This window comes from Thalassolituus oleivorans MIL-1 (assembly GCF_000355675.1).
GTDB lineage: Bacteria > Pseudomonadota > Gammaproteobacteria > Pseudomonadales > Oceanobacteraceae > Thalassolituus > Thalassolituus oleivorans.
Genome location: NC_020888.1, coordinates 2,715,707 through 2,738,501 on the forward strand (window position 1 = coordinate 2,715,707; position 22,795 = coordinate 2,738,501).

Sequence of the window (22,795 nt, forward strand, 5' to 3'; positions counted from 1 at the left end):
GATTATTCTCCTGCCGACGGTGTGGCGGTGGACGAAATTTCAGTTGGCGAATTATTGAGTGCTTGTTTCAGCACGGTATTGAGTAATTCACTGTCTGAAATTCGTTCGATTTTTGCGCCATACTGCGGGTCGGTCGCATAACCGGATTGTTGTAATGCATGGCCGTATTCGCCAGCCGATAATTGTTGATCTAGGGCATCTTGATAACGTGAAGCCGAACGTAGGAAGTTAGCGTAATCTTGCACGCCTTCTTCTAATGAGGCGTATGAGCGGAATTCAGCGCGCTCGTTTACGCGAACACCGTTACGGTATTCATGAGTAGTGACTTCTACTTTGCTGCCATCCCAACGAGGATCGGCTTTAATACCAAATAGGTTATGGCTGGTGTTGCCTTGTTCATCGGCAATCATGTACTTACCCCAGCCAGTTTCGAGCGCCGCTTGCGCTACGATGGCTTTTGGATCAACACCTAAATCACCGCCGACTTTTTCTGCGAGTGGATACAAAGCGGCAACGAACTCCGCAGGCGTGGCAAACTGTTGCCCCTTACTGCCAACGCCGCTAGCAACGATTGCTGTGGTATTTTCGCTATTGGGCGCATCTTGATTTGCGCTGGCGGCTGCGCTGCTGTCTTCTTTGATTTGCTCTAATTCTTCATCAACTTTTTTAATTGCATAAGCCAATGACGTGGACTGACGACGGTCGTTTAATTTAGAGAAATCGAGCGGTTTTTCTTCGCCGTTCTCACCGTACTGAACCATGAGCTGACGGTGTATCACCTCGGCCAAACCCGTGCCCTGCCCCGCTGTCAGCGATACAGACATCTGATCGTCGTACATATTTTGGTAAAAATCAGACTCTGGAGACGAGAACATGTTGTCTTCGGAAAATACCTTACCCGCGTCACGCATAGACGACAGCATCATGCCGATAAACATCGACTCGAACTGTTTCGCGACTTCCATTAATGCCGCGCCTTTGTCTTCTTTTCCGAGCTTACGGATGCCCTGAAGGCCATTCAGATCGGTAAAAACATTAGCAGCGTTGGTTTGGGTTTGGATCATAACAATCTCCTTTGTAATGGAGATTGCAAAGAGTTTGCCAAGTTTGAGGAAGATGGTTTCGCGGCTACGAACAAAATACGTTCGTTGAATCGCTCCTACGGGAAGATAATATATTTTGAATGTATAGATGATACTCAGGAATATCTGTAGGAGGCACTCAGGGAGCGAAGCGAGCAGTGCCGATTTATCGCGACTACGAACAAAATACGTTCGTTGAATCGCTCCTACGGGAAGATAATATATTTTGAATGTATGGATGATACCCAGGAACGTCTGTAGGAAGTACTCGGGAATATCTGTAGGAGGTACTCAGGAATATCTGTAGGAGGTACTCAGGGAGCGAAGCGAGCAGTGCCGATTTATCGCGACTACTAACAAAATACGTTCGTTGAATCGCTCCTACGGGAAGACGGTATGTTTGAATCTGTAATACACGTAAGGAATAGGCACACCTTCTGCATACATACCTGTAATTGAGGAAAAAACGGCGCTGTTGCCGATAAAACAGGTATAAAAATGAAAATCTGGCGTCAATTATCAGTCATGCTCGTACTGCTAACAGCCTCAACGGCCTACGCAGAGCGAATCAAAGACATCACCAGCATCTCTGGTGTTCGTAGCAATCAACTCGTCGGCTATGGCCTCGTCGTGGGCCTTGACGGCACCGGTGACAAAGCACCGTTCACCACTCAAACCTTCCTCAATATGATGAGTGAATTCGGCATCACTTTACCAGTAGGCACCGATCCAAAACTTAAAAACGTTGCTGCTGTGTCGGTTACCGCCGATTTACCACCGTTCGCAAAACCCGGACAACGCGTAGACGTCACCGTAGCATCATTAGGCAATGCTAAAAGCTTACGCGGTGGTGCATTACTCTTTACACCGCTCAAAGGTGCAGACGGCAATATCTACGCCGTTGCACAGGGTAATTTAGTGGTTGGCGGATTTGGTGCTGAAGGTAACGACGGATCGAGTATTAAAATAAACGTGCCGAGCGTAGGACGAATTCCAAATGGCGCATCGGTAGAACAAGCCGTACCTAATAATTTCGCCCGTGGCGATAGTTTAATTTTTAATTTAGACCAACCCGATTTCACCACCGCGCGTGCATTGGTCGATAAAATTAATGACATGCTTGGCCCAAATACCGCAGAAGCACTCGATGCTACCTCAATTCGTGTAAGCGCCCCACGAGATACAAGCCAGCGCGTTGCTTATTTATCCGTTATTGAAAATCTAGTGGTAGAAACCGGAAAAGAACGCGCCAAAGTTATTATTAACTCGCGCACCGGCACCATCGTGATTGGCCAAAACGTAATGATCGAGCCCGTAGCCGTCACCCACGGTAGCTTAACCGTTACTATTACCGAAGATTTTGCTGTCTCTCAGCCGAATGCCTTAGCCGAAGGTGAAACCGTCGTCGTACCTCAAACCAACATCAATATCGACAACGGCGCAGACAGCCGCATGTTTAAATTTGGTCCAGGCGTATCGCTGGACGATATCGTCAAAGCAGTTAATGAAGTTGGCGCAGCGCCTGGTGATTTAATGGCTATACTTGAAGCAATGAAACAAGCCGGTGCGCTTAAAGCGGAGTTAATTGTCATATGAAAAAAGATCTGTTCGTACAGGTAAAAAATCTCTCGCTGGAACTGCGCTCATTAATTCGCCAAGGCGTTAAAGAAGGCGTAGAAGAACGAATTAATAAACGTAATGAACTAATGCAAGAATGGTTTGCCGAAATAAACGACCTGATTAATTTAACCAGCGAACAACAGGTATTTTTAGAAGATTTACTGCAAGAAGAGCAAGGTTTACTAGAACAACTGCAGGACGAGCAAAAACAAATTGTCGAACATAACCAAGGGCAAAATAAGCTCAATCGTTATCGTCAAATATTGCAGCACTAAAACGATTTTCTGAGGGCTCCACTCCTTGACCACCGCTTGCGGTGGTTTTTTTCTGGCTGGGTCAAATATCGGCACTGCTCGCTTCGCTCCCTGAGTACCTCCTACAGTTTTACCTTGAGTACCTTCTACAGTTTGGCCCTGAGTACTTCCTACATATTCAACCAACGGTGTTCTGTAGGAGCGATTCAACGAACGCTTTTTGTTCGTAGTCGCGATGTGATCTGTGAAGGTCATCAATATTCATCCTCATCGGCACTGCTCGCTTCGCTCCCTGAGTACCTCCTACAGTTTAGCCCTGAATACCTCCTACAGTTTAGCCCTGAGTACCTTCTACAGTTTGGCCCTGAGTACCTCCTACATATTCAACGAACGGTGTTCTGTAGGAGCTATTCAACGAACGCTTTTTGTTCGTAGTCGCGATGCTGGGGTGATTACAACCAAACGGCATCCCAGTAAGGATAATCGCCGAGTCGCTTCACCAGGCCGGCCCTCAGCGGATTGGCTACGATATATCGCGCTGCTTGTTTAAGATCTTCGTCTTTACGTATCGCTCGATCATGAAATGCGGGGGCCCATACTTTATTCCCGAATCCACGCTCTCGAATTATTCGTGCAGAACCTGATTTAAGTAGCTGTATGGTTTTACTGAGATCGCCATTCTCACCGAGTTCTATTAGCCAGTGGATGTGGTCAGGCATTAACACCCAACTTAATAGTGAATTACCTAATAATGAGGTTGGTTTAGTAAAAAATCTACAGGTTGGAATTGCGTATTTAGGATCAGAGAATATTGGTGTGCGGTCGTTGGTCGTGGCCGTTACAAGATAAATGCGGCCAGACTCTGAAAATCGGCCTTTGCGTAAATTAGAGTGCCCTTTGAGCATATTCAATCCTTGAATTTATGTCCCTATTCATCGTTTTAATTTAATAGTGATTCAATTTCAAGAAGGTTCGTGCAGATTGAGTAATGATTTATTCTTGTAGGAGCGATTGAACGAATGCTTTTTGTTCGTAGTCGCGATGTCATCTGTGAAGATCATCAATACTCATACTCATCGGCACTGCTCGCTTCGCTCCCTGAGTACCTCCTACAGTTTTACCTTGAGTACCTCCTACATGTTCAATGAACGATATTCTGTAGGAGCGATTCAACGAACGCTTTTTGTTCGTAGTCGCGATGTCATCTGTGAAGATCATCAATACTCATACTCATCGGCACTGCTCGCTTCGCTCCCTGAGTACCTCCTACAGTTTTACCTTGAGTACCTCCTACATGTTCAATGAACGATATTCTGTAGGAGCGATTCAACGAACGCTTTTTGTTCGTAGTCGCGATTCGTTAAAACGGCCACCACGGTGAGGTTAATATGCGGTCGGCCCAGCCTTGTTTGGTGGAGTTGTTAAGCGCTCCACGTCCGCCAAATGAGATACGTGCGTCGGCGACTTTGCTGGAGGCGACTGTGTTATCTGGGGTGATGTCTGCCGGGCGGACGAGTCCTTGGATGCGAATATATTCTTCGCCTTCGCTTAGGGTTAACCATTTTTCGCCGCGAATTCTTAATATTCCGTTCGGTAATATTTCGGCAACGGATACGGTTATTTGGCCGCTTAAACTATTCGAACGGTCAGCTTCGCCTTTGCCGCTGAATTTTCGGTCGGCTGAGGTGCTGGTGTCGAGATTTAGGTTTTTAAATCCTGGCACTGTGCCCATTAAACTCGGTACGGCGAGGTCGTTGGTCGATGATTTGTCGGCGTTGGTGGCGGCGGATTTACTCGATTGATATTGTTCGTCGAATATCACGGTAATGATGTCGCCGACACGGGTGGCTTGCTGGTCGGTGTATAAACCTAGGCTGTAGCGCGCCTGATACAGCGAGCCGTTAGCATTAGGTGGTGGCGCTAGGCTTTGCGCGGATACAGGGGCGAAGTCTGGGTCGTCAGGAAATACGTCGCGCTCCATGGGAACGGATGTGCAGGCTGGCAATAAAATAACGAGTATTGATGCGATGCGCCACATAAGGCACCTCCTAATCTGTTATACGTTTTGCGTCAGGAATTGCAGCATTTGATCGGCTGCGGAGACGACTTTTGAGTTCATTTCGTAGGCGCGTTGAACGGTGATCATTTTCACGAGTTCTTCTACTACTTCGACGTTGGAGTTTTCGAGTGCGCCTTGTTCAATGGTGCCGAAGCCGTCGTTGTTGGGCGTTCCACCTTGTGGTGCGCCGCTTGAGGCGGTTTCAAGAAATAAGTTGCCACCAGCCGCTTGCAAGCCTGCGGGGTTAATAAAGTCGACGGTTTCTATTTGGCCTAGCTGTTGCGGTGTTGGGTCACCAAATAAGGTGGCTTGTACGATGCCATCTTTGCTAATGGTGAGCTGGTTGGTTTGGTCGGGGATGTCTATCTGTGGCTCTAGCGGGTAGCCGTTAACGTTAACGATGGTGCCGTCGGCGTTGATATGAAATGTGCCGTCGCGACTGTAGCCAATATTGCCGTCGGGCATTTGAATTTGGAAAAACCCGCGGCCGTTAATGGCCATGTCTAGCGGTTGGTCGGTTAGTTGCAGCGAGCCGGTAGTAAAGATTTTTTGTGTCCCAGCTGTGCGTACACCGGTACCGAGTTGTAGACCAGATGGCAGACGACTATCGGCGGATGAGTTAGCCCCCGGTTGACGTTGAATTTGATACAGCAAGTCTTCAAATACGGGGCGGTCTTTTTTAAAGCCGGTGGTCGATACGTTGGCAAGGTTGTTCGACACTGTTGTGAGTGCCAAGTCTTGTGCTTCGAGGCCGGTTTTGCTTACCCATAGTGAATTTAACATTGGTTAGCTCCTATTACTGATTCGACAGTATTTGTGTGGTGGCTGCGCTTATTTCGTCGGCGCTTTTCATTAGCTTCACTTCCATTTCGTACTGTCGATTGAGCGAGATTAAGCTGGTTAATTCGGTGACGGCGTTTACGTTGCTGCCTTCAATAAAGCCATTGACTAGGGTGATGTTAGGGTCGGCTGGGGCTTGGGTGACGGCTGGGTCACGAAAGCGAAACAGGCCGTCTTCACCTTTTTCTAGTAATTGCATGTCTGGATTTACGAGTTTTAGTTGTACGGGTTCGGCGACGGCTGCGGGGACTTCGCCCGTGGGTTGTACGGTGACAATGCCCGCGCGACTGATTTCTATTTTTTCGTATTCTGGCAGTACGACTGGGCCGCCATCGCCAAGAAGTTGTAGGCCGGTGCCGGTGATGAGCCTGCCGTTGGGATCGACACTTAAATCGCCTGCGCGAGTATAGGCTTCGTTACCGTCGGGGCCGACAACGGCGAACCAACCTGGGCCTTCAATGCTGACATCTTGGGCGCGGCCTGTTTCTACCAGTGGGCCTTGACGGAAATCAGACGCTGGGCGTTCGGTCATGGCGTAGGCGCGAGTTGGGAAGTGTTCACCATAGACGCCCATAGCTCGGCTTTGGGTGTAGTCGGAGCGAAAACCTGTGGTGCTGGCGTTCGCTAGGTTGTTAGCGTGCGCGGCTTGGCCAAGTGTATTTTGTTTGGCTCCCGACATGGCGATGTATAGCGCTCGATCCATGGTGTTCCCCGTTGTTCTTTGTTATTGCGTTATTAAGAACATTGCAGAGGGCGTGCCAAGTGTATTTTTGTGTTTTAAATCAATTAGATAGGGATTTTTCGACGGTTTTTATCGCGTCAAAGGAGGAAAAGATATGGGGGAAGCGGCAAGTGTATGCCGCTTGTGGTGTATCGGTAGGAGCGACTCAACGAACGTTTTTTGTGTAGGAGCGACTCAATGAACGTTTTTTGTTCGTAGTCGCGATTATCGGCACTGCTCGCTTCGCTCCCTGAGTACCTCCTACAATTCAATGAGTACCTCCTACAATTCCATGAGTACCTCCTACAATTCAATGAGTACCTCCTACCGTTCAATGAGTACCTCCTACCGTTCAACCTCTATTAAATATTCAGGATGGTCTGGGTCACCTGGTCCATTGTTTCAATGGTTTTGGCGCTGGCCTGGAAGTTTCGCTGGGCGATAATCAGGCCAACCAGTTCTTCTGAAAGGTCTACGTTAGAGTCTTCAAGTGCCGATGATCGAATCTGGCCGAAGGATGCAGTTCTTGGAGAACCAACCGTCGGTACGCCCGATTCAAACGATTCTGCCCAGCCGGTATCCCCTACTGGCGTTAAGCCTTCTGGGTTACGGAAGTTAGCCAGTGCTACCTGCCCTAATGTTTGTGCTTGGCCGTTGGTGAAGCGGGCGAAGATAATCCCTTCTTGGTCGATTTCAAGGCCGGTTAAGCGGCCGGTTGAATAACCATTTTGGTTCACTTCGTTAACGGAGAAGCTGCTACCGAATTGGGTGGAGCCGTCCAACGAAATTTGGAAGTTGGAGTTAACCGGTGGATCAATTAGTGGAATACCGCCTTCCAACACGTTGGTTGAGGTAAATGCACCCGTTGGATCGCCATTTTCGTCAACTGGGTCCCAGTTGGTGATGAAGATGTCGCCGGTGGCAATTTCGTCGAGTGTACCGTCTTGGTTAAAGAAGATTTCGAAACGCGCTGCAGTTGGGTCTAAGTTTTCTGGGAATGGCAGTGATGGATCAGGATCACCGACGTTTTGCCCGTCAATTAACACGTACATTGCCCAAATATTTTGTTCGTTAGGGCGTGTCGCATCTAACGGTTCTTTTACGAAATATTGGGTCATGACGTGGGAGTTACCCAAGCTGTCATAAATTGTGGTTGAGGTTGCGTTGTTGTAGGTATCTTGATCCAGTGGATCGAACGAATTCAGTACATATGGAGTGAATTCATCTTCGCTCAGTGCGCCAAAAATACCGGAGACAACTGGGTCTGGGTTCGCAAGAATATACCCTTCGTTAAGAATAAAGGTAACCTGCCCACCAATGGCTGCGGCGACGTCGGCTGTGGCTGAACCACCTAATACCACTGGTCCTGTATTGTCGGCGCCTTGAATGGTGATGGAGTCGGTTACAACGGCGCTGTCGATAGAGACATTAATATCTCGGCCAATTTCGTTGTAAATCACGAGGTCGCCATTTTCACTAATTTCAGCAGAAAATCCGGGTAACGTTGTGGCACGGTAGTTATTAATTTCATCGGCAATGTCTGCCAGTGATGTGGATTCTAATACTTGGCCATTTACGGTTAATTTTAGGTCGTTACCTGGGCTGTTGTACCCCGATAGCGGAATATTCATGGTGGTTAATGCGGATGCGGTAACGCCCGGCTGTTGGTTAAATATTGAGACAATTTCGTTACCTTCACTGTGCAATGGCAAGGTAATTTCGGTCTCTTCGCCATCTGGATCAATCAGGGTAACGGTTTGTTCTGGGTATTCGTTTGATACACCTTCAATACCGGTTACCAGTAGGCTGGAGTCATCTGGATTGACTTGTAAAATCCCAAACAATTCGGCTGCCGATATATCTGGACCATTAGCAGAGATGTTGGTGATGGAAATAATGGATGCCTCACCCTCGGTAGTTGCGCTCAATTTTAGAGTGAATTGCGGCGGTACAACATTCGGTTCAATTTCTACCGCGGATGCTTGTATACCAATATAACTGTCGGCATCTTGGCTATTTAATTGGCGGTTAATACTGGAAGCCAATTGTTGTACTGAGCGATATTCTTCATCGAGAGAAATCAGTACCGAGCCGCTGCGATTTTCAGAATCCGGCGCAGGTACCGTTAAGTTAATACGAAAGCTGTTGGAGCGATCCACTTCGTTTTGGCCGGTTACGGTAAATAGGCTGTCTAATCCTAATTCAGCTGCCGCTTGTGGTTCGGCGATGGTTCCTGAGATAGAAACGCCTTCGCCCGCACCGACGTTGCTATTGGTAAATACTAGCTGTCCGCCCACAGCATCGACGGTCACTTTTCCTGCTAAGCCACCAGCACCAATATACACATCAATTTGTTGTTGAATGGCGACCGCTAATGCATCCAGCGAGGCATAATTTGCCGGTGGAATGGTGATGGTGAATGGGCCACCACCATTACCGGATGTGCTGGTTACTTCGAGCACAAATTCGTTGTTAGCGAGTACAGGTTCGACACCACCATCGAAGCGGTTATTCGATAAAAAACCTAAGCTTGTCAGGCTGTAGCCCACTGAGCTAACCGCGTTATCGGCGATTTGTACAAAGTCGCCTTGGGTTGCTGGTGCTTGGGTTTGAAATTCAATTTTCCCACCATTAACTACCGCAATCACTTCTTCGTTACCAGCACCGGCGGTGGCGGTAATTTGGGTATTAATTTCAGCGACGGCTTCTGTAATTGAAACAGCGTTGTAGCTTACGGGAGCAGCACCAAGCCAAGCGGCTTGGCTCAAATTAATTGGGTATGTGCCGCCTGATTCTGCTGCAATGGTGAAGGCTAATACGTTACCGCCACCAGCACTAACGTCGAGTGAGCTGTAGTTATTGTCAGCCGTTAATTGGGCAAATTGGCCAGCATCACTAGAGACAATATTCAGTGTTGGTGTTGCGGTTGTGCGCGTGGTGGTCGATGTACCTGGAATACTGGTGAAATCCGCGGTGATCGGCGTTGAACCAACAAATAAAGTGCTGCCTTGGGTTCCGGCAATAACACCGCTGTTTGCACCAAATGCAGCATCCCATGCGGCGGTGTTGGTGGCAGCAAAGCTAGTACCGTTAGTGGCATTGTAGCCTGCACGTTGAATCACTAACGCACCCGTCGTGGTGTCTTGGGTGGCAGTCAGCTGCTGTGAACCAAAGGTGGCATCAAGCGCTGCTTGCACGTCGCTTAAAATGGCATTGACTGTAGTTGGGCCAACTAAGCCGGTTAATGTGACGGTTTGCGCACCAGCACCATCGCCAACGTCGATATCCATTGTAATGGCACCGTAACCGGCACCGGCAGCAACCGTGGCAAGATCGGTCGCAAATGGCATAGTCGCTGGTGTGCCTGCGGTTGTTGGCTGTCCTGCCGCCGACAAAATAGAACGCGTTGATTCGGCAATACCGGCATCAGCAGCACCAATGGCCAAACCATTTGATACTAATTGCAAACCTTGTTCTTGTAGTACTAAGGCACCCGCATTGAGGTTTAATATCGACGATGCTAATGATGTTAACCGTGGCGCTTGGTTGGAGATTTGAATTTGAATATCGCCTAAAACACCACTAACTACACCGCTGTCATTGGCGTCGTAACCCTGCAAGCGCGAGCCATTGTTGGCAACGACGTAACCGTCTTTATCTAGAGAAAAGATACCTGAACGGGTGTAAGAAATACTGCCGCGGTCTTCAAGCACGAAAAAGCCGTTTCCATCGATGGCTAAATCGAGGGCGTTTTCTGTGCCGCTGATATTACCTTGAGAAAATTGTTGGCGAACGTTATCCACCATAACGCCGCTACCCACAGGCTTTAGACCTGTGCCTAATAAAGTGCTGGTATATACGTCGGCAAATTCAGCACGGGATTCTTTAAAACCAATGGTGCTGGCGTTGGCAACGTTATTACCTGTTACCTCAAGATCCGTTGAGGCAGCCCGAATTCCACTTAAACCAATATTAAAAGACATGTTTGTTCTCCGGTGCCTAAATTAAGCGTCTAAAATCTGTTTGATTTGATCCATGCTGGCGCGTTGCCCCCCAGTTAAATTGAGGGTCACACTGCCGCCTGCGCTCATGGTTACGCTGTCTACCCGTGAGCTCATTTGCATATCTAATTCTTCGGCTTCACCGCCGATGGTGGCGTTCAACTTGAAGTTGTATTCACCAGCGGCATAAACCGCAGGAACCGGTTCGCCGTTGCTATCCAAGATGGTATCGCCGTTTTCATCGGTTAAATATTGCGGCGCATTTAGCTTGCTGCGATCCAGATTGACGATGTCGCCATCCACCATGAGGTTGTAACCATCCCAACGCACGGACATGGATCCTGCATCGTGGTTACCCAGTGGAATTTGTTCTAGCAGTACGCCGTTTTCGTCTTCGATAGATAACGTCATATCGGCGGCGCTATCCGGAACATCGGCATAGCCACTCACTACTCCGCCACTCAACAGCAGGCCGGTAGTGTTGCCTTCGACGATGACCGACTGCCCCACTAAGCTCGACGCTTGTAACGCAGCATTGGAGGTAAACTGCGACATCATGCTTTCGGCAGTGGTATTTAAATTATCCAATCCTTCAACCTGAGAGAACTGCGCTAACTGAGCGACAAACGCTTGGTTATCGGTGGGTTCTAACGGGTTTTGGTTGTTTAGCTGTGCCACCATCAATTCGAGGAAGGCATTGCGGCCTAGCTCGTTGGTTTTTTCTTCGGTGGTAGTCGGCGTCCGGTATTGGTCTAGGACCGAGGCACTGGAGCTTACGTCGTTAATAGCCATGGTCAGCTCCTTACTGTCCTAGAGTTAATGTACGTTGCAGCATTTGTTTTGCTGTTTTTAGTACTTCGATGTTCATTTGATAACTACGCGAAGATGACATCATGTCGGTCATTTCTTCGACGACGTTAACGTTTGGGTAGTAGACGTAGCCGTCTTCATTCGCCATTGGATGGTTCGGCTGGAAGCGCATTTGCAACGGGGAATCTTTTTCGACGATGCCCATCACCTGTACACCCGCGCCAGTGCCTTCTGCGCTTTGCATAAAGGCTTCGTCTTGACTGTTAATGTTGCTTTGCTCTTTTTCGAGTACGGCAAACCAAGGCTTGCGAGCACGGTAGGTTTCATCAACTGAACTTGAAGCACTCTCGGCGTTTGCGATGTTACTGGCCGTGGTGTTCAAACGAATTGATTGGGCATTCATGCCGGTTCCGGCGATGTCGAGTACGCTAGTTAATGACATAATTATTCTCCGCGAATCGCGCCTTTAATGCCTTTGAACTTGCCGTTTAAAAATTCAAAACTGGCGTTGTAATTCAGGCTGTTACGAGCAAATAGAGCTTGTTCTATCTGAGAATCAACAGTGTTGCCGTCGATGGATGGCTGTGATGGTGTGCGATACAACAACTCGCCATCTTCGCCTTCTGTAGCGCCGTTATTGTCGATATGACCACGATGCGTGCGGGCAAGGGTAAGTTGATCTTTACTACGCGTTTGACCGGCCAGTACCGCTTGGAAGTCAAAGTCTCGTGCTTTGTATCCTGGGGTATCAGCGTTGGCTAGGTTGTTGGCTAACACTTCGGCTCGTGCTGCGCGAAGCTGCATCGCCGAGCTGTTTATTCCTAGTGCGTTAGTAAAGTTAATTGAGCCCATGTTGCACTCTCGATTAGTGACTGTGTAATTACATGAGCAAACCCCGTACCAACTTATTTTTTACTTATTTTTCAATAGGTTATTGGTTTTCGACGTTGAATCAGGAGGGCTAGCGGCAAGGGTTTTCCCTTGAGCGGCAAGGGTCTATTTACTAGACATTGCCGCTTTACCGCCGGTAATTAAGACAGGGCTTTAGCGCGGAAAACGATGCCCGGATGGCAGGCGACCATTTCATAATAATCGGGAAGATTGTGCAGAGACTCAGAGGCCCCTAGCATTAGATAACCGCCAACAGGCAGCAAGGCGTGCATGCGCTTTAAAATGTTGGTTTTGGTTTCGGGTGAAAAATAAATAAGAACATTGCGACAAAAAATAATGTCGAACTTACCAAGGCTGTTAAAGCTGTCTTGTAAGTTTAAAGCACGGAATTCGATATCTTTGCGAACAAGGTTGTTGATGGTCCAGATATCATCATGCGTTTTTTGAAAGTAGGCACTGAGCATTGGATCAGTCATCCCACGACGAATCGCGATATGTGGATACTGCCCTTCCTTAGCCACCGCCAACGCCGATGAGGATATGTCGGTTGCTAGTATGGAGATCGTTTGATTGAGCTTGCCGGGATTTCGTTTGCGATATTCTTCAATTTCCATACGCAACGAATAAGGCTCTTGCCCTGTAGAACAAGCCGCTGACCAAATACGCACCGAACGACCGTTAGCGGCGATTTCGGGCAACATTCGTTCACGAAAAATTTTGTAGGGATGTTCATCACGAAACCATAAAGTTTCGTTTGTTGTCATGGCATCGACAACATGATTCATCAAGCTAGGGTCGCGCTGACTGGCAGCTATAAGGGCATCAAGACCAGAAAAAGCCCGATCAGTAATTAGCTTACGCAAGCGACTGGTAACAAGGTATTCCTTGCCGTCGCCAAGTAGTATTCCACTCGCCGCTTCCAACATCTGTTGGAAGCGGCGATATTCATCACCGCTCATTGGAAATGCTCCAGGGCATTCTGTCACTCACTGGGAACCAGCATTTACCTGACGTACGACTTGTTCAGCCAAAATGTCGGGATCGAACTTCGCAATAAAATCGTCGGCCCCTACTTTTTCAACCATGGCTTTATTGAATACACCACTCAATGACGAGTGCAGTACGATATAAAACCCAGCCATACGGCTATCGCTGCGAATACGTGTTGTGAGGGTATAACCATCCATTTCTGGCATCTCGATATCCGAGATTAACATCATGTAATGGTCTTGCAGGCGCTCTCCACTATCCGCAATCGCTTGCACATGCTCCCACGCTTGGCGGCCATCATTTAGGGCCACCACCTCAACACCGATATTTTCGAGACATCGGCTCACCTGCTTACGAGCGATTTTAGAATCGTCGACAATCAGTACTTTGCGAGCGCTGGCGCGCGACTTCACGCCGTCATCGATTATGCCGTCTCGTATGGTTTCATTGACCGGCGAAACTTCGGCGAGAATTTTCTCTACGTCGATGATTTCTACCAGTACTTTATCCACCTCGGTTACCGCAGTCAGGTAATGTTCACGACCTGTGCCCTTTGGGGGTGGATGAATGGATTCCCAGTTCATGTTGATGATGCGCTCTACGCCAGCCACCAAAAATCCTTGAGTTTTACCGTTGTATTCCGTAATGATCACGAAGGCATTTTGGATATCTTGCAAGGGTGCATTACCCGTTGCCAAGCTCATATCCATAATGGGTATGGTGCCTGAACGAATATGCGCCACGCCTCTCACTACCGGATTGCTGCCTGGCAGCACGGTGAGTTTGGGGCATTGCAATACTTCCTTAACCTTGAAAACGTTGATCCCGTAGATCTGACGTCCGCTGACCCGGAACAACAGCAACTCTAGGCGGTTTTCACCGACTAGTTTGGTTCGTTGGTTGACGGATTCTAAGACACCTGCCATGTACGCCTCTCCGGTTTGTAATCCGGCACGACCTTTGCTGAAGAGTTAATTAGATTCAGCAAAGCGCCAGATTCATGACATCTTTATTCAGTAACATCTTGAGCATAGTAGAGAACCGGAAAATGCACCGGATATTTGTGGGATTTTTCCTATCCGGACTAACTGTGGGCGCTGCGCTGGCAGAAACGGCAGCCAATGAGAGCAATTGGCGCGAGGCTTTAGGCGCCCGGATATTGGCGCAATGGCAAAGCTTAACGACTGAAGAGCAAGAAGCCGAGGTGTCGTTTCCGAGTATTAGCCCGCAATACGATTTACCTGATTGCCGAGAAGAACCCACCATTGATCTGATGCGCCCGCTACAACCGGGCCGTAATGGCATTGAGCTGCGCTGTGCAGACCCCTATTGGGTACAAAATTTAGCGCTACAACTGCATATCTACCGCGAGGTTGCTGTGCTACAAAACCCGATAAAAAACGGTGAAATCCTTCAACCAGAGCACGTTTCACTGATTCGATATGATACAGGCGAGCTAGGTAAGGGTTTTTATTTGACGCTTACAGATGTTGTTGGCTCTGAAGCTAAGCGCAGTTTGCGCACTGGCACTGTGATTAGCCCCGATATGATAGAGGCTGCGGACATCATTTCTCGTGGCCAACCCGTAACGATTCGCCTGAAACGCCCTGGAATTCGCATAGAGATGGCGGGCACTGCGCTGACGGACGGCCACTTGGGCGAGCATATCCGTGTGCGCAATGACCGTTCACAAAAGATACTATCAGCCGAGGTCTTGGGCGCTGATTTAGTACAGATCGATTAATTTTTCAAAAAAATATTAAAGTTCGATAATGGGCTGCCGATAACCACAATGCAGGAGTGTAAGATGAACAATTGGCTCGGAGACATAGCTATGAATATCAATAAATTTACTAACGGACTCGACAGCGGCGCTAAAGCCCGCAGTAGCGAGCCGGTGAAAACACCAACGACTAACCCGGATACCAAAGCTAAGGAAAGCGCAGGATTCACTGATCAGGTGAAACTGAGTGCCAGTAGCAAGAGCATCCAGCAGATAGAAGCTGAGATTCGTGACATGCCTGACGTAGATGATGCAACCGTCGAACGTATTCGTTCTGCTATTCAAAATGGCGACTACAAGATTGATTATGAAAAGCTGGCAGGAAAAATGCTTGATTTTGAGGAGCGTTTAAACTGAAAAGGCTAGGGCCATGCAATCGGATACTGAATTTTTTGCCGCGTTATTGAACACCGAGCTCAAGACCACCTGCACCCTGCATTCGGTACTCCAGCGTGAACTCAGCGCCCTGTCAGCCAAAGATATGGACGCTTTGCAACATCTTACTCCTGAAAAACAAACACTACTGGCTAACCTGCAGCGGCAAGCGCAACAGCGCTTGCAGTGGTTAACCGAACAAGATTTGCCGCACAACAATCAATGCCTTCAGCGGCATGACCTTGCCGTCCACGCTGAAATCCCCTCTCTATGGCAACAACTCATTAATCAATACGAAAAGAATCAGCACCTATCGGTACGCCTAAGCGAAGTTGTACTTTCGCTACGATATCGCACCCAGCAACAACTGAAAATCTTGCATGGTCGGCATAATGATCCACACTTATATAATAATGAAGGTAAGGCTAGCGGACTTACGCTAGGCAATAGCTGTATTCAAGCCTGATTGATCATGCTGGAAAGGACCGAATGCCCGAGCAAACAAACCAAGAATATGTATTAACGGAAGCTGAAGACGTATACGGTGCATTGCGTAAAATCGTGCTGCTAGAAACCCCAGTGTCCGTGAAAATCGACGGCAGCGAAGAGGTCTTTCACTCAGCTATCACGGATACCATCTTTAAAACTCGAAGCTTTTTCATGGATAAGGTTATCCCTGAACACGGCAATGATCTCATTCGTGCAGGTAAACGCTTTATCATTGAGTGCGATACCCAAGGTGTTCGTATCGAATTCAGAATGTCAGGGCGCTTAAAGTACAACCCCGAACACGCACAGTACCGTGCAGAATTTCCATTAGAAGTATTGTATTTACAGCGCCGCACCGCCTACCGCGTGATCGTGCCACCGGCTCATCAGATTTTAATTAAAGTTAAAATGAATGATGAACAAGGTGACCTAATTGGACGTATATTAGATTTATCATCCAGTGGCTTTAAAGTGCAATTTGAAGGCGACTGCAAAGCTCGCTTAGAAGAGCAAAAGCAATTTCCGGTTGCACGGGTACGCTTTAATCGCGAAAACACCATGGATTGCAGCCTAGAAGCCCGTCACATCGTTATTAATGAAGAAGGCAACACCCATTGTGGCTTTGCGTTCACCCTGCTATCTCCCGCCGCTCAACGCTACCTTGATCGTTTAATAACCGAATTCCAGTGGGAAGAGCGTCAAATAAAACTGCAGCAACCAACAGAAGAACTGTAAAGCTGACAGTCCCTCTTCAGTTCGGTAGAATGCTCGGCAGTCTCCTTATAGCTCAACAGGATAGAGCATCCGCCTCCTAAGCGGACGATCGGGGTTCGAGTCCCTGTGGGGAGGCCATTGTTAGATTTAATTGCCAGCCGTGCTAAATCACACCCCCGCAATAATCGCCCTTGCCCCAGCATTAATAAATATCAACGCTTGATTATAAGAAGCGCTGAAGTCCGAACTCGTGACTTGCCCTTGGCTTAGGGTGTTTACTCGATAATTGTCAGCAAATACGCTGAAACAAGTCGCAACCATAAATTGATGCACACGCAATGCCGTTGCCTGTGGCAAGGCTGGATAGAGCTTAAGCAGTTCGCCAACAAATTGAATCGCAATTGGATTATAAAATTCAGCAATACTGACCAGAATCGGCGAGCGCGAGCTGATCAGTTGCGCCACTAAGCGCAAGTAATTTCGCCACCCATCCCCTTCCTGGCTTTTCTCATGCAATGGATCGAGAAAAGCCTGTATCCACGCCGATAACCGTTCATCCGTGCTGGTATTTGGCCGAATGGCGTTCAGATTATTTTGACGCATGCTATTGATAATGGGAGCTCGACGCTTGATAACCTCATAAAACAAGGCTTCTTTACCACCAAACAAGTCGTTCACTTCAGCCACTCTAACCTTAGCTAAACCCGTGATGTCTCGCACTGGCACAGCATGATAGCCGTATGAAGCAAACAGGGCTTCGGCAGCGTTGAGTAGGGCTTCTCTATTGGCTATTTGCCGTTGGCTAGGATTGGCTATTTGCCGCCCATTAGGATGCGTCATTATTGACCTTAGTTATTTTCTAAAAATGCTTGGAACAAGTGTTCCGAGTTGCTAGTATGCCTTGGAACAAGTGTTCCAAACAACCGAGAATTGCTATGAACGACCATCCAGTTTGGATGTCTGGCCCTTTAAATACGCTAACACGCTTTGGTGAGATCCCTCTTTTTCGCGAGGGGCTCTATAGCATCGCGCCGGATACCTATGCTTGGATGGTGCCGAATGGCTCTTGGGGTGAAACCAACATTGGTTTAATCGATTGTGGCGGTGAGTCAGTGCTCATTGATACCTGCTGGGATTTAGCATTCACTCAAGAGATGCTGCAGCATTTTCATGGTGTACTAAAAAACTCACCGATTGAGTATGTGATTAATACCCACGGCGACGGCGACCATTGCTGGGGCAATCAACTGTTTGCAAATACCCCCATTATTGCGACCAATGCCTGCATCCACTCTATGCACCATTACTCCCCTAAATCGCTTACCGCGTTAACGCACGCTGGACGAGTTCTTAAACGTTTGCCATTAGGAAGTGTGCGTAAATTTGCGCATTACATGTCATCTATGTTTGCGCCGTATGATTTTTCTGGAGTGCATATTACGCCACCAACCGACGGTTTTAGTGGTCAGAAATGCATAAATGTTCGCGGAGTTGATATCGTTATTAATGAAGTTGGCCCAGGGCATACTGACGGCGATGCTATTGTGTATGTGCCCGACAGAAAAGTCGCCTATGCGGGTGATATTTTATTTATTGGCGCTACGCCGGTTATGTGGGCTGGACCCGTTAAAAATATATGTAGTGCGTTAAAACAGTTACTGGCATTTGATGCTACTGTAATTGTGCCGGGACATGGTGCCTTCGCACAACGCAAAGACGTACAAAATTTATTAGATTACTGGGAATATTTGCAAGAGCATTTATTTGCCCAAAGTAACAATGGCATGTCGAGTATCGAGGCCGCACGTTTTGTCGCATTAAGTGACGATTTTAATCAACGGCCCTTTGCTCTTTGGGATTCTCCCGAACGTATTATTACCAATGCCTGGAACCTATACCGTGAGTGGGGTATCGATCAAACTTCGCTTCCCGGTACACTAGGAACTATGAATTTGTTGCGCCATCAGGCGACTCTTGCTTTTGATCTTAATAAGGCTTCACCTAGGGTGATGCGCCACTTTTAATGGGAGTTTTTATGAAGCGTTTAGATATCACCATTCCGTCCGAAGGTGAGCAACTCGCTGCTTGGTTGTATTTACCCGAATCGACTAAGCCAGCACCTGTCATTGTCATGGCCCACGGTTTAGGGGCTGTACGTACCATGCGTTTAGATGCCTTTGCGGAAAAATATTGCGAACAAGGCTACGCCTGCTTGGTATTTGATTATCGTTTTTTTGGTGATAGTAGCGGCGAGCCGCGCCAATTGCTCAACGTTAAAAAACAATTAGAGGACTGGGCAAATGCCGTTAAATTTGCGCAGCAAGAAAAGCGAGTTGATACCAGTAAGGTGATTGTTTGGGGTAGCTCGTTTAGTGGCGGTCATGCACTGGCGACGGCTGCTAGCGTTCCTGGTATTGCCGGTTCTATGTCGCAGTGCCCTTTTACTAATGGTTTAGCATCAACGTTAGCGCTAAATCCAATTAGCTCAATCAAGGTATCAACGCTTGGCTTTTTCGACATTATTACCAGTCCTTTTAAAAAGACTCCTATTATGGTCGATTTGGCTGGAAAGCCGGGTTCTGCAGCCTTAATGTGTGCTCATGATGCGCTGACTGGTTACGAGGCTATTAAACCGAGTAATCATAGGATTCCGGGATACGTCGCAGCCCGTTTTGCGTACGATATTATTCGCTATTTCCCCGGTCAATCAGCCGCCAAGGTAACCTGCCCTGCTTTAATCATTGCGTGTTTAAAGGACACAGTAGCGCCAGTAAAACCTACGTTAAAATACGCTAAGCAATTAGCACAAGGTAAGTTGGTGGAATTCGACACCGGCCATTTTGATATTTATGTGGGTGAATGGTTTGAACAAACCGTAGCCGTTCAAATTGCTTGGCTAAAGCAACACTTTCCGATCAAAGGGTAATTACGATGCACACAGAAGATGAGTTATTAACGCCAACTAAAGGCTGGCAATCAACCAATACCATGCACATTGCGCCCGTTAGCCCTGAAAATGCCAACCTGTTGCAACGTATTCTTCTGTGGGCTATCGAACGTTTTGGAAAATTAAAAGCAGCCAATCTTTGGTTGTTGATGATGAACAACATGCGCTTATTGAGGGGAATGTTGGGTTTTGCCTCTAAACTAATGCCGTTTGGTGAGCTGGATCGTCGTGATACCGAATTAGCTATATTACGCGTAGCTTGGCTCTGCCGTTCGCGCTATGAATGGGGTCAACATGTGGATATCGGCACTCGTGCTGGCTTAACGAAAGAAGAGATTCGTCGTATCCCAGAAGGCCCTAACGCAAGTGATTGGACACCGAAGCAACGCTTAATTTTGAAAGCTTGCGATGAATTGATCTCTGATCACATAGTGGCCGAAGATACTTGGAGTGGCTTAAGCGCTGAGTTCAGTGCGCGTCACCAAGTCGAACTATTAATGCTGATTTGCTGGTATCAAGGATTAGCTGGAGTGCTTAACTCGTCGGGGATTCCGCTAGATGCAGAGTTGGAAAAAACGTTAAAAAAATATACGGCGCGTTAATTATTAATTAAATGTCTTATTAAATTGGATGCACGGGGTAATCTTGTTGAAACTGTGTCATCGAAAATAATTCATCAACCTGATCAGCTAAACGTCGACTGCGGCGCTGGTCAATACCCAAATATTGCAGCTCGGTAAGGCATTCAATACAAATATGCTGTTGTTTGGTGGGCTGTGCTGTACTTAATTCTAATGACTGCGGTTGATGACGTAAGTTTTGTACGATTGGACATCCGGCAATATGGATGTCATCTTCGTGCTTGACCCAAACACGAGAGTTTTTTAGGGCTAAGGTCTTATCCCGCAATATGCGTAACTGTTGTCCAGATACTTTCATACCGTCGTTTTTAAGAGTTTCACGCTCACCGTATGTTAGCTGATGCTCAGGATCAAAGTCGGTAAAGTCTCCCGATTCAGCTGCACCCATCATTTTTTTTAGCTGATTAAAGTCATTGTCTTCTGTGAAGTTAAAAAGCTTCATGGCTGTACACGATCCAGAATGGTGGCAATTCGGCCTTCGGCATCGGTCCGCACGCGGAATTCAACTCGCCGAGACCGCTCACCATCTTCAACACCGGCGGCATCGCGTATCACCTTAGCCGATGACAGGCCATTAGCGGTTAGGTAATTTTTAAGCCAACTTTTACTGTCTTTAACGGCTGGTAATTCCAATACGTATTCAAGCGTAGAGCGAGTACGTTTTTGCGATAAATCCATGTTGCGAATATAGGCTTCATCTTCGTCTTTCGCGCCATACCAACTCGTCGATGTATGCCCTTCTATTCGCACTTCGAGAATATCGTCGCGGTATGGCTCTTGGGTAATAATACGCACATAACGTGGAAAGAAGTCGTTAAGTATCGCTTGAAATTCGGGCTTAATATCGGCTTCACCTCGATCGAATAATACGTCGGTATTATTAAACCGAAATGAGAGGTCTTCATCCAACTCCGCTCCCCAACGAGGCATATCGGCAGCGAATTCATTGTTTAAGTCGCGATACAGTTGAGTACGAAGTTGGTCGTATAAAATCGCAACGTCTCGAATCTTATCCCGTTCGGTTTCGACGTTAATCATAAAAACCACCGAAACCAACATGAAGACCATCATTAGGCCAGCCATTAAATCGGATACAGCTACCCAATGGCCTTCGTCTTCTTTTACAGTTCCAAATTCTTGTTCATTCATCGACGCTTTGCACCATATGAACCAGTGAACGTAGCTTGTCGGTCAGTGGTGAGTAATCACTAACAAACTTTTCAGACAGCGCGGTAAGCTGTAAACCAAACGCCCGCAACGCTTTGTTAAGCTCTTCTTCCATACTGGTATCTAACTGAGTCACTTGGCGCTCTAAACGTTCGCCCAAACGCTGCATGTGCTGTTGGCTCGCATGTTGTTGATCTTTCAGTAGCGCACCGCTATCGGCGAGTTGATCTTGTAACTGTTGGCTGATCGTCTGCTGCATTTTACCCAGCTCTTCGATGGCCCAGCGTTGTTGCGATTGCACGGTATCGGCAATGCCTTTGGTGAGTATAGAAATACGCTCTTCGAGCTTTGGTAAGCCTTCTGCCGCGTGATTTACCATGTCGGCTAGACTGCCAAGCTGGGAGTGCAGGTTGAGTCGTTGGGTTTCAAGGCCTGTTAGCAGATCTTGCAACGACTCTGAGATGCCATTGAAGGCGTTGGCATTATCAACCATATACTCGAATGCATGACTCGCTTCTTTCATTGATGCTGAGGTACGTTCCTGCTCACCAATTAAATCATTCAGTTGAGCTTTATATTGCTGCTGCCATTCCAGCATGGCGATAACGGATTCATTGAGCTGTTTGAAGTTTTCGCCGTATTGCTCATTAATTTTGGTGTTAAATTCATTCATAACCATTTTAATAGCGCCGACCAGCGCTTTAGCATTGGCCTCGGCCATGCGCTCTTGATAGCTCTCTAAGGTATCAACCACCTGATCTAGCTTACCCACCATTTGTTGATGATTAACTTGCAAACGTTGGCTAAAAGTATCGTCGCCTTGAGTACGAACTTGGTCAGCCAGTATGCGTAGCGAGGTATCAAGATCGTCGATGCTAGCAGCGCGGGTTTGTTTTGCTTCTCGGCGTCCCGTTTGCGCAACGGCTGCGCGTATTTTTAGCGTCAGGGCAGTGAATAGACCGGCAATAGATGACCAGAAAGCCGTTTTGAGGCCGTCCATAAGCTTAGGAACACTGCCTTGAATATCACCGGTATCGAATTCCCATAAACCCAAGGCAACACCAAGAAAAGTACCAAAAATACCGATGCTAGTAAGAATGTTAGGTGCGATCTCTGCCGTGCGCGCTGAATAGCGAAATGCATGAAAAAAAACGCCAAGCACTAGGATGATGCCGATGAGGCCTAGGGTCCATCCAGAAAACTGTTCGGCCATAACGATATGTCCTGCCTTTTTGAATCAATAACGTGATATCTGACAGTTTAGTTCAGATTTACCACTTCGCTTCTTTGGTCTTAACTGTCGGATTTTCGGCCAATCAGCTCATGAAAACAGGCATCACTGAACTGCACGCAATAGCGCTGCTAATGCTCAGTAAGATTAGTGAATTTAAGGCACCAATTACCTGAGTAA

The 22,795-nt window shown here is 47.5% G+C and carries 24 protein-coding genes and 1 tRNA gene; 10 read left to right on the plus strand and 15 right to left on the minus strand.

Annotation, left to right across the window (positions count from 1 at the left end):
* Positions 1–2: 2 nt before the first annotated feature.
* Positions 3–1,064 carry a flagellar assembly peptidoglycan hydrolase FlgJ gene (gene flgJ / locus TOL_RS12465; RefSeq protein ID WP_015487697.1) on the minus strand — a complete coding sequence of 354 codons (1,062 nt, stop codon included), beginning with the start codon at positions 1,062–1,064 and terminating at the stop codon, positions 3–5.
* 516 nt (positions 1,065–1,580) lie between these two features.
* Here flgJ and TOL_RS12470 point away from each other — a divergent pair.
* Both TOL_RS12470 and TOL_RS12475 read left to right on the plus strand, forming a co-directional pair.
* Positions 1,581–2,678 carry a flagellar basal body P-ring protein FlgI gene (locus tag TOL_RS12470; protein WP_015487698.1) on the plus strand — a complete coding sequence of 366 codons (1,098 nt, stop codon included), beginning with the start codon at positions 1,581–1,583 and terminating at the stop codon, positions 2,676–2,678.
* Positions 2,675–2,977, plus strand: coding sequence for a hypothetical protein (locus tag TOL_RS12475; protein ID WP_015487699.1), 303 nt, complete (start codon positions 2,675–2,677; stop codon positions 2,975–2,977). Before TOL_RS12470 ends, TOL_RS12475 begins: the two co-directional genes overlap by 4 nt.
* A gap of 431 nt (positions 2,978–3,408) precedes the next feature.
* Here the strand turns inward: TOL_RS12475 and TOL_RS12480 are convergent, their stop codons facing one another.
* From TOL_RS12480 to TOL_RS12525, 10 genes are all read right to left on the minus strand, one after another.
* Positions 3,409–3,861: an REP-associated tyrosine transposase gene (locus tag TOL_RS12480; RefSeq protein WP_015487701.1), complete on the minus strand. Its 453-nt coding sequence runs from the start codon at positions 3,859–3,861 to the stop codon at positions 3,409–3,411.
* A 455-nt stretch (positions 3,862–4,316) separates the two neighbouring features.
* Positions 4,317–4,994 (minus strand): flagellar basal body L-ring protein FlgH, encoded by a 678-nt coding sequence (gene flgH / locus TOL_RS12485; RefSeq protein ID WP_015487702.1) that lies wholly within the window; start codon positions 4,992–4,994, stop codon positions 4,317–4,319.
* An 18-nt stretch (positions 4,995–5,012) separates the two neighbouring features.
* On the minus strand, positions 5,013–5,798 hold the full coding sequence (gene flgG / locus TOL_RS12490) for a flagellar basal-body rod protein FlgG (protein WP_015487703.1): 786 nt from the start codon (positions 5,796–5,798) through the stop codon (positions 5,013–5,015).
* 13 nt (positions 5,799–5,811) lie between these two features.
* Positions 5,812–6,558 (minus strand): flagellar basal body rod protein FlgF, encoded by a 747-nt coding sequence (locus TOL_RS12495; RefSeq protein ID WP_015487704.1) that lies wholly within the window; start codon positions 6,556–6,558, stop codon positions 5,812–5,814.
* 380 nt (positions 6,559–6,938) lie between these two features.
* On the minus strand, positions 6,939–10,559 hold the full coding sequence (locus tag TOL_RS12500) for a flagellar hook-basal body complex protein (protein WP_015487706.1): 3,621 nt from the start codon (positions 10,557–10,559) through the stop codon (positions 6,939–6,941).
* A 21-nt stretch (positions 10,560–10,580) separates the two neighbouring features.
* Positions 10,581–11,369 (minus strand): flagellar hook assembly protein FlgD, encoded by a 789-nt coding sequence (locus tag TOL_RS12505; RefSeq protein WP_015487707.1) that lies wholly within the window; start codon positions 11,367–11,369, stop codon positions 10,581–10,583.
* A 10-nt stretch (positions 11,370–11,379) separates the two neighbouring features.
* A complete protein-coding gene (flgC, locus tag TOL_RS12510) occupies positions 11,380–11,829 on the minus strand; it encodes a flagellar basal body rod protein FlgC (RefSeq protein ID WP_015487708.1) in 450 nt (149 codons plus the stop codon).
* A gap of 2 nt (positions 11,830–11,831) precedes the next feature.
* Positions 11,832–12,239, minus strand: coding sequence for a flagellar basal body rod protein FlgB (flgB, locus tag TOL_RS12515; RefSeq protein WP_015487709.1), 408 nt, complete (start codon positions 12,237–12,239; stop codon positions 11,832–11,834).
* A 179-nt stretch (positions 12,240–12,418) separates the two neighbouring features.
* Complete coding sequence (locus tag TOL_RS12520; RefSeq protein WP_015487710.1) at positions 12,419–13,237, minus strand: CheR family methyltransferase; 819 nt, start codon at positions 13,235–13,237, stop codon at positions 12,419–12,421.
* 27 nt (positions 13,238–13,264) lie between these two features.
* The gene (locus tag TOL_RS12525; RefSeq protein ID WP_015487711.1) at positions 13,265–14,194 is read right to left on the minus strand and encodes a chemotaxis protein CheV; all 930 of its coding nucleotides are present in this window, start codon (positions 14,192–14,194) and stop codon (positions 13,265–13,267) included.
* Positions 14,195–14,316: 122 nt separating this feature from the next.
* On the opposite strand from TOL_RS12525, the gene flgA reads away from it, so the two are divergent.
* From flgA to TOL_RS12550, 5 genes are all read left to right on the plus strand, one after another.
* Complete coding sequence (gene flgA, locus TOL_RS12530; protein ID WP_015487712.1) at positions 14,317–15,012, plus strand: flagellar basal body P-ring formation chaperone FlgA; 696 nt, start codon at positions 14,317–14,319, stop codon at positions 15,010–15,012.
* 63 nt (positions 15,013–15,075) lie between these two features.
* The gene (gene flgM / locus TOL_RS12535; RefSeq protein WP_223248714.1) at positions 15,076–15,408 is read left to right on the plus strand and encodes a flagellar biosynthesis anti-sigma factor FlgM; all 333 of its coding nucleotides are present in this window, start codon (positions 15,076–15,078) and stop codon (positions 15,406–15,408) included.
* Between the two features lie 13 nt (positions 15,409–15,421).
* Positions 15,422–15,892 (plus strand): flagella synthesis protein FlgN, encoded by a 471-nt coding sequence (locus TOL_RS12540; protein WP_015487714.1) that lies wholly within the window; start codon positions 15,422–15,424, stop codon positions 15,890–15,892.
* Between the two features lie 23 nt (positions 15,893–15,915).
* On the plus strand, positions 15,916–16,650 hold the full coding sequence (locus tag TOL_RS12545) for a flagellar brake protein (protein ID WP_015487715.1): 735 nt from the start codon (positions 15,916–15,918) through the stop codon (positions 16,648–16,650).
* Positions 16,651–16,691: 41 nt separating this feature from the next.
* A tRNA-Arg gene (locus TOL_RS12550) sits at positions 16,692–16,767 on the plus strand.
* Positions 16,768–16,797: 30 nt separating this feature from the next.
* Here TOL_RS12550 and TOL_RS12555 read toward each other — a convergent pair.
* Positions 16,798–17,469: a TetR/AcrR family transcriptional regulator gene (locus TOL_RS12555; RefSeq protein ID WP_015487716.1), complete on the minus strand. Its 672-nt coding sequence runs from the start codon at positions 17,467–17,469 to the stop codon at positions 16,798–16,800.
* Positions 17,470–17,564: 95 nt separating this feature from the next.
* On the opposite strand from TOL_RS12555, the gene TOL_RS12560 reads away from it, so the two are divergent.
* Genes TOL_RS12560 through TOL_RS12570 form a run of 3 tightly spaced genes read left to right on the plus strand, consistent with a single transcriptional unit; the run spans position 17,565 to position 20,178 of the window.
* On the plus strand, positions 17,565–18,653 hold the full coding sequence (locus TOL_RS12560; RefSeq protein WP_015487717.1) for an MBL fold metallo-hydrolase: 1,089 nt from the start codon (positions 17,565–17,567) through the stop codon (positions 18,651–18,653).
* A gap of 11 nt (positions 18,654–18,664) precedes the next feature.
* Positions 18,665–19,555: an alpha/beta hydrolase gene (locus TOL_RS12565; protein ID WP_015487718.1), complete on the plus strand. Its 891-nt coding sequence runs from the start codon at positions 18,665–18,667 to the stop codon at positions 19,553–19,555.
* Between the two features lie 5 nt (positions 19,556–19,560).
* On the plus strand, positions 19,561–20,178 hold the full coding sequence (locus TOL_RS12570) for a carboxymuconolactone decarboxylase family protein (RefSeq protein ID WP_015487719.1): 618 nt from the start codon (positions 19,561–19,563) through the stop codon (positions 20,176–20,178).
* 19 nt (positions 20,179–20,197) lie between these two features.
* On the opposite strand, the gene TOL_RS12575 is transcribed toward TOL_RS12570, so the two are convergent.
* Genes TOL_RS12575 through TOL_RS12585 form a run of 3 tightly spaced genes read right to left on the minus strand, consistent with a single transcriptional unit; the run spans position 20,198 to position 22,597 of the window.
* Positions 20,198–20,659 carry a hypothetical protein gene (locus tag TOL_RS12575; RefSeq protein ID WP_015487720.1) on the minus strand — a complete coding sequence of 154 codons (462 nt, stop codon included), beginning with the start codon at positions 20,657–20,659 and terminating at the stop codon, positions 20,198–20,200.
* Complete coding sequence (locus TOL_RS12580; RefSeq protein WP_015487721.1) at positions 20,656–21,366, minus strand: OmpA/MotB family protein; 711 nt, start codon at positions 21,364–21,366, stop codon at positions 20,656–20,658. Before TOL_RS12580 ends, TOL_RS12575 begins: the two co-directional genes overlap by 4 nt.
* Positions 21,359–22,597, minus strand: coding sequence for a hypothetical protein (locus tag TOL_RS12585; RefSeq protein ID WP_015487722.1), 1,239 nt, complete (start codon positions 22,595–22,597; stop codon positions 21,359–21,361). The genes TOL_RS12580 and TOL_RS12585 overlap by 8 nt, the downstream gene beginning before the upstream one ends.
* Between the last annotated feature and the right edge of the window lie 198 nt (positions 22,598–22,795).

Coding starts and splice junctions, on each gene's coding strand:
- TOL_RS12505 (WP_015487707.1), bottom strand. CDS start 11,369: ATGGCTATTAACGACGTAAGCTCCAGTGCCTCGGTCCTAGACCAATAC.
- TOL_RS12500 (WP_015487706.1), bottom strand. CDS start 10,559: ATGTCTTTTAATATTGGTTTAAGTGGAATTCGGGCTGCCTCAACGGAT.
- TOL_RS12560 (WP_015487717.1), top strand. CDS start 17,565: ATGAACGACCATCCAGTTTGGATGTCTGGCCCTTTAAATACGCTAACA.
- flgG (WP_015487703.1), bottom strand. CDS start 5,798: ATGTTAAATTCACTATGGGTAAGCAAAACCGGCCTCGAAGCACAAGAC.
- TOL_RS12575 (WP_015487720.1), bottom strand. CDS start 20,659: ATGAAGCTTTTTAACTTCACAGAAGACAATGACTTTAATCAGCTAAAA.
- TOL_RS12470 (WP_015487698.1), top strand. CDS start 1,581: ATGAAAATCTGGCGTCAATTATCAGTCATGCTCGTACTGCTAACAGCC.
- TOL_RS12545 (WP_015487715.1), top strand. CDS start 15,916: ATGCCCGAGCAAACAAACCAAGAATATGTATTAACGGAAGCTGAAGAC.
- TOL_RS12540 (WP_015487714.1), top strand. CDS start 15,422: ATGCAATCGGATACTGAATTTTTTGCCGCGTTATTGAACACCGAGCTC.
- flgB (WP_015487709.1), bottom strand. CDS start 12,239: ATGGGCTCAATTAACTTTACTAACGCACTAGGAATAAACAGCTCGGCG.
- flgM (WP_223248714.1), top strand. CDS start 15,076: ATGAACAATTGGCTCGGAGACATAGCTATGAATATCAATAAATTTACT.
- flgC (WP_015487708.1), bottom strand. CDS start 11,829: ATGTCATTAACTAGCGTACTCGACATCGCCGGAACCGGCATGAATGCC.
- TOL_RS12580 (WP_015487721.1), bottom strand. CDS start 21,366: ATGAATGAACAAGAATTTGGAACTGTAAAAGAAGACGAAGGCCATTGG.
- TOL_RS12570 (WP_015487719.1), top strand. CDS start 19,561: ATGCACACAGAAGATGAGTTATTAACGCCAACTAAAGGCTGGCAATCA.
- flgA (WP_015487712.1), top strand. CDS start 14,317: ATGCACCGGATATTTGTGGGATTTTTCCTATCCGGACTAACTGTGGGC.
- flgJ (WP_015487697.1), bottom strand. CDS start 1,064: ATGATCCAAACCCAAACCAACGCTGCTAATGTTTTTACCGATCTGAAT.
- TOL_RS12555 (WP_015487716.1), bottom strand. CDS start 17,469: ATGACGCATCCTAATGGGCGGCAAATAGCCAATCCTAGCCAACGGCAA.
- TOL_RS12480 (WP_015487701.1), bottom strand. CDS start 3,861: ATGCTCAAAGGGCACTCTAATTTACGCAAAGGCCGATTTTCAGAGTCT.
- TOL_RS12565 (WP_015487718.1), top strand. CDS start 18,665: ATGAAGCGTTTAGATATCACCATTCCGTCCGAAGGTGAGCAACTCGCT.
- TOL_RS12585 (WP_015487722.1), bottom strand. CDS start 22,597: ATGGCCGAACAGTTTTCTGGATGGACCCTAGGCCTCATCGGCATCATC.
- TOL_RS12495 (WP_015487704.1), bottom strand. CDS start 6,558: ATGGATCGAGCGCTATACATCGCCATGTCGGGAGCCAAACAAAATACA.
- flgH (WP_015487702.1), bottom strand. CDS start 4,994: ATGTGGCGCATCGCATCAATACTCGTTATTTTATTGCCAGCCTGCACA.
- TOL_RS12525 (WP_015487711.1), bottom strand. CDS start 14,194: ATGGCAGGTGTCTTAGAATCCGTCAACCAACGAACCAAACTAGTCGGT.
- TOL_RS12475 (WP_015487699.1), top strand. CDS start 2,675: ATGAAAAAAGATCTGTTCGTACAGGTAAAAAATCTCTCGCTGGAACTG.
- TOL_RS12520 (WP_015487710.1), bottom strand. CDS start 13,237: ATGAGCGGTGATGAATATCGCCGCTTCCAACAGATGTTGGAAGCGGCG.